The organism is Phenylobacterium sp. (assembly GCF_037968635.1).
Lineage (GTDB): Bacteria > Pseudomonadota > Alphaproteobacteria > Caulobacterales > Caulobacteraceae > Phenylobacterium.
On the sequence record NZ_JBBKVV010000080.1, the window covers coordinates 1 to 5,237 of the forward strand.

A 5,237-nucleotide genomic window follows, 5' to 3' on the forward strand; every position below is an offset into this window, starting at 1 on the left:
CTGGAGATCCGGCCCAAGGCAAAAAAGGGCCGCCCGGGCGAGGACCACAAGATGATCGGCTACAGAGGCGACAGCGGCGCGTGGTGCATGGCCGCGGGCGTTGGGGTGATCACCTTCGAGGACGGGTCGCGCTGGCTTGGCCAGGTTTCGACGGCGGGCGAGGTGGGCGCCACTCGCAACTTCCTCCCCAGGCCAGACGGGCTGGGCGAAATGATCGCGCAGGACGGAGCCCGCACACTTCAAAAGGTCACCGCTCGCGCCGACATCCTGTGGGGCTTCGATGTCCGGGAGACCCTGCCGCCCGCGCCCGTCGCCAAGGTGACTGAGAAGCCTGTTGTGAAGGTGGCGGCCAAGCCAGCGCCAAAGGTCGCGCGCGCGACACCCGCGCCGCAGGCCGCTCCCACACCCGCACCTGCCGCCAAGCCGTCCGGCGGACTTGCGGCGGCCGGAATCTTCAGCCTGGTGGGCGGCGCGTCCGCGCGTGGCCCGGTGACTCCCGTCAAGCTGACCACCCCTCCGCCTGCCATCGCCGTCTCGCCGAGCCTGGCCGCCGCGAAGGCGGCCCCGGCAAAGCCTCGCCTGGCCTACGACGTGATCGAGGGTACAGGCGGCCTATACATGTCGCCCTATACCTCCGACGGCGTGACGTCGGCCTGGATCACCAAGTCCATGCAGGTCAAGGCGGCCGGGCAGATCGGATCCATGGCCGGCAACTATCTCGGTCAGAAGGCGATGGAGCAGGTTCCCTTCGTGGGGGGGTTCCTCGGTAAGAAGGCAGGCCAGGCGGTGGGACGCCAGGTGGCGCTCAGCGCAATCGGCGGCGAGGAATTCCTCCGCGCGTCCACGGACCTGTCGTTCAACACCGCCGAGGCGCTTGTGGGCTGGACCTTGGCCAACTACGGGACTCGCGAAGACATTGGACAGGTCATGCAGGCGGTGATCGCCATCTATCCGGACGTCCAGCCCCCCTATCTGGTGGCGGCGCAGCAGATGAAGAAGAAGCCCTGAGGTCAGGCGACCTGGGGCAGGTCGTAGCTCACCACCTTGAACCCGCTGAGGATCGCCGGGCCGAAGGTGTTGGCGATGGCGACGTCTGTGGCGTCCCGCCCGCGGGCGATCAGCACCCGGCCGATGCGCGGCCTGTTGTTGCGAGCGTCAAAGGCGTGCCACTTGCCGTCCAGATAAACCTCGAACCAAGCGCTGAAATCCATCTCCCCGACGATCGGAACGCCAATGTCCCCGAGATAGCCCGTGCAGTAGCGGGCCGGGATATTCATGCAGCGGCAGAACGCGACGGCCAGGTGCGCGTAGTCGCGGCAGACGCCGCGGCCTTCGCAATAGGCCTCGAACGCGGTCATGGTCGGCCGGGCGTGCTCGTAACCGAACTTGATGTGGTTGTGCACCCAATCGACGATGGCCTGGACGCGGGGCCAGCCGGGCTCGGTCCCCTGGAACATCGACCAGGCGATGTCGCTCAGCCGGTCGGTCTCGCAATAGCGGCTGCCCAGCAGGAAGATCAGCACCTCCTCGGGGAGATCCTCCACCGCCGCCTGGGTCGCCAGCGGGGAGATCACGTCAGGCTTGCCGTCGTCAGCAATGATGAAGTCGGCCGACAGGGTCAGGCGGCCGGCCGGCGCCAGGATGCGGCTGCAGATATTGCCCCATCCGTCGAGGTATTGGCGCACGTCCAGCATAGGATCGGTGCGGAGCCAATCGGGCGTTTCCAGGTCGTGCCGCCGGCTGGGGTGAACGCTCAGCATCAACATCATCGGAACCGGCGCCGGGCAGTCGTAGATAATCTCGAAGCCCGTTTGAATGCGCATCAGGGTCCTGGGTTACAGCTGGCCGCCTCCGCCAATGGCTCGAACCGGCATAGGTTGCATATCGAGCTCCCCTTCATCGCGGACATCAACCTCTACCTCCATGTCGAGGTAGTCAGCGGCCTGACCTGACCAGCTTCCGTGCAGAGGCACCGCCTGCCGGGGATCGCGGGCTATGGCGACGCGCACCAGATCAGCATTGCCGACGATGCCGTTGGTGGGGTCGAACTCCACCCACCCGCAGGCCGGCAGGTAGACCCGCACCCAGGCATGGGTGTGGCCTGCGCTGGCGCGGCTCAGACCGGCCCCTACCATCGGGCTGTAGATGTAGCCGGAGACGAAACGGGCGGCGAGGCCAAGGCTGCGCGCCGCCTCCATCATCAGGACGGCGTAGTCACGACAGGCGCCGCTGTGCTGGGCGAGCGTTTCCAGGGGATTCTGCACGCCTCGATCTGTCCGGGTTCCGTACTTGAACTCGGCGTAGATGGCCTGGGTCATGTCGCTGAGCAGGGTCTGCAGGCTGGTCTTGCCGACCGGCTTCACAAACCTCCTCGCCCAGGCGTCGATCAGACCCTCGGGATCGGGATAGTGCCGCTGCATGGAGAGCTCGAGGTCCGGCAGATCCTCCGGGCTGTAATCGAAGGGCATGGCCCCGGTATAGACCTCCACCTCCCCCTCCACGTCAGCGAAGGCCGGCAGAGGGGTGTGGTCCAGCCGGACGCGGCTGTCGAAGACCAGTTCCTCGGTGCGGCCTGAGAAGGTCGCGACGCCGACGCAATTGCCGAAGACATCGTGTACCGAGCGCAGGCGGTCCGGTGTCGGCGTGATAGTGAGGTCGCAGGACAGGATGCGCTGGTCGTAGCTCTCCCTTGGCCGCAGCATCATGCGATGCTCGCCCAGCGCCACCGGATTGCGGTAGCGGTAACGGGTGAGGTGGCGGATCGAGAGGATCGGCATTGAGCGAGCGTGAGGCCTATTTGTCGCCAAGGTCTAAACGAATCTTGCACCGCGACGATCCGCCCCCCGTTCATGTCACGAATGCGGGCGGCGCCAGCCCCCTATTGCTCGTCGGCGACCACGCCGGGCGTCTCGTTCCGAAGACCCTGGCCGGCCTGGGGCTGATCCCGGCCGACATGGACACCCACATCGCGTGGGACATCGGGGTCGCGGGCCTGGGCGAGCGGCTGGCGGCAAGGCTAGACGCCTGCTTCATCCGCCAGACCTACTCGCGCCTGGTGATCGACTGCAACCGCAGGCCCGGCGCACCCGCGGCGATGCCGCAGGTCAGCGACGGCGTGGACATCCCCGGCAATCTCGGCCTCGACGCCAAGGCGATGGCCGCGCGCCGAGCGGAAATCTACCAGCCCTATCAGGACGCCATCGCCACCGAGCTGGATCGCCGCGCCGATCGGCCGACCATCCTGGTCTCGCTGCACAGCTTTACACCGGTGATGCAGGGCTTTGTGCGGCCATGGCGGATGGGGGTCCTGCACCGCGACGACTCCGCCTTCTCGGACCGGGTCCTGGCGCTGCTGCAACGCGATCTCGGCGAGGCGGCGGGGAACAACCAGCCCTACCGGATGGACGAGACCGACAACACCGTGCCCCTGCATGTCGACCCGCGCGGCCTCGACTATCTGGAACTGGAGGTGCGGCAGGACTTGATCGCCGAGGACGCGGGCCAGGACGAAGTGGCCGAGATTGTCGCGCGCCTCCTGACCGAAGCGTTATCCGACTAGGCTTCGTTGATGGTGTTGCGCTTGACCTGGGCGCGGCCGTCGGCGGCGAGATCGGTGCGGGTTTCGGTCAAGACCAGCGGGCCCTTCAGGGTCGCATTGACCTCATCCATCCCGGCTCGCCCCGGCCCCTGGGCAAGCAGATAGCGCAGTGAAACCCGCTCATGGTCGGCGGCGTCCGGCTGGGTGCCGTGCAGGGTGCAGGCGTGCCACATCGCGGTGAAGCCGGCGCCACCGGTGAGGATCAGCTGGTCGGTCTCGACCTCGCCGCCCTGCCCGTCGCGATAGGTCCAGGACGCCTCCGAGGTGGCGGTCAGATCGTGGGGAAAGACTGTGCCGCCCAGGCGATGGCTGCCCTTCAGCAGGAACAGCGGCGCGTCCTGGCGGCTTACTGGATGCAGGTAGACATAGAGGGTCAGGAAGTCGGCCGGACGGTCCTTGTAGTCGATCAGGTCCTGGTGAAAATCGATCCCGTAGAAATAGGTCACGTCCCGGTATTCCGGCCGCACATAGGCGCCGAGATTGTTGACCGGATTGCCCAGGATACGCTCGCGGATCCAGGCCGGCACCGAGGTCTGGGAGACCCCACAAACCACCTTCTTGTTGAGGATCGTGTAGCCGGGCCCCAGCAGGGCGGTGACGCCTTCGACGATATTGGCGTCGTCCTCGACGAAGCCCAGTCGGTCCTCGAACCGCTCCAGCAGATTGCGGCCAGGCCGGGGGTTCACGCCGACATAGTGCGGGTCGGCGTCGAACTCTTCCTCACTCAGGAACAGGCGGTGGTCGAAGTGACGGTCGGCGCGGATCTCGGCCAGCAGGTCGGCGCAGGCGGCCGGGTCGACGGGCTTGTCGAACAGGTGCGCGCCGTCCGCGATGAAATCCTCGATAGCGGGATGGGGGCGGTCAGCGGCTTTCTGGGCGTTCATCAGGCGATCCCGGGGGTGGTCCTCAGAGCCAGAACGATGCGACCCACGTCTTCTCGCGCCAGGTCGATGGCGAAGGGAAGGCCGATGACCGAGCGGGCCAGCCGTTCGGTGACCGGCAGGTCAGTACGGGGATAGCCCGCGAAGGCGGCATCCCGATGGCAGCCCATGCCCCACCAGCGCCGGGTCTCGACCCCCTGGCTGATCAAGGCCTGGGTCGCGGCCTCCGCAGCGTCGTCGGGCAACCGCACGACGCAGACGCTGGTGACCCAGTCCGACCCCCAGCCTGATTGCAGGACGACCGACGGCGTCATCGCCAAACCGATGCGGGTGTGCTGGGCGGCCAGGAAGAAACGCAGACGGTCGGCGGGCCACTTGTCGAGGGCGGCCAGGCCCACGGCGGCGGTATACTCGCTGAGCTTGGCGTTAGTGCCCGCGATCAAGGCCTCGCGCGTGCCGTTGAAGCCGTAGGTGGTCATGCGCCGCACCCGGAAGGCCAGGGCGGCGTCGTCAGTGACCAGGAACCCGCCTTCGCCAAGGCCGAGCACCTTGGTGGCGTGGAGGCTGACCACGGTTGGCAGGCGAGCGTCACGGGCGGCGTCGAAGGCTGCCGCGGCGTCCAGCAGGACCGCCAGGCCGGTCTCGTCGCGGAAGGCGAGCCAGGCCTCGATATCGGGCATCGCCCCATGGGCGGCGACCGGCAGCACCGCGCTGAGCTTGCCCGGTGCGCGAGCCAGCATCCCGCGGACCAGGTCCGG

5 protein-coding genes and 1 pseudogene are annotated in these 5,237 nt (G+C 67.3%); 2 read left to right on the plus strand and 4 right to left on the minus strand.

The window, feature by feature from the left end:
- Positions 1-1,008, plus strand: a pseudogene (locus AAC997_RS09855) (hypothetical protein); the annotation flags it as partial.
- Between the two features lie 2 nt (positions 1,009-1,010).
- On the opposite strand, the gene AAC997_RS09860 reads toward AAC997_RS09855, so the two are convergent.
- Positions 1,011-1,823, minus strand: coding sequence for a transglutaminase family protein (locus tag AAC997_RS09860; RefSeq protein WP_340645525.1), 813 nt, complete (start codon positions 1,821-1,823; stop codon positions 1,011-1,013).
- Positions 1,824-1,835: 12 nt separating this feature from the next.
- Positions 1,836-2,777, minus strand: coding sequence for a transglutaminase family protein (locus tag AAC997_RS09865; RefSeq protein ID WP_340645526.1), 942 nt, complete (start codon positions 2,775-2,777; stop codon positions 1,836-1,838).
- A 104-nt stretch (positions 2,778-2,881) separates the two neighbouring features.
- Between AAC997_RS09865 and AAC997_RS09870 the strand changes: the two genes are divergently transcribed.
- The gene (locus tag AAC997_RS09870) at positions 2,882-3,559 is read left to right on the plus strand and encodes an N-formylglutamate amidohydrolase (protein ID WP_340645527.1); all 678 of its coding nucleotides are present in this window, start codon (positions 2,882-2,884) and stop codon (positions 3,557-3,559) included.
- Here AAC997_RS09870 and AAC997_RS09875 read toward each other — a convergent pair.
- Positions 3,556-4,482, minus strand: a complete 927-nt coding sequence (locus AAC997_RS09875; RefSeq protein ID WP_340645528.1) for a phytanoyl-CoA dioxygenase family protein — start codon at positions 4,480-4,482, stop codon at positions 3,556-3,558. The genes AAC997_RS09870 and AAC997_RS09875 overlap by 4 nt on opposite strands.
- A partial coding sequence (locus tag AAC997_RS09880; protein ID WP_340645529.1) for a DegT/DnrJ/EryC1/StrS family aminotransferase occupies positions 4,482-5,237 on the minus strand: 756 nt, incomplete at its 5' end. The genes AAC997_RS09880 and AAC997_RS09875, both read right to left, overlap by 1 nt.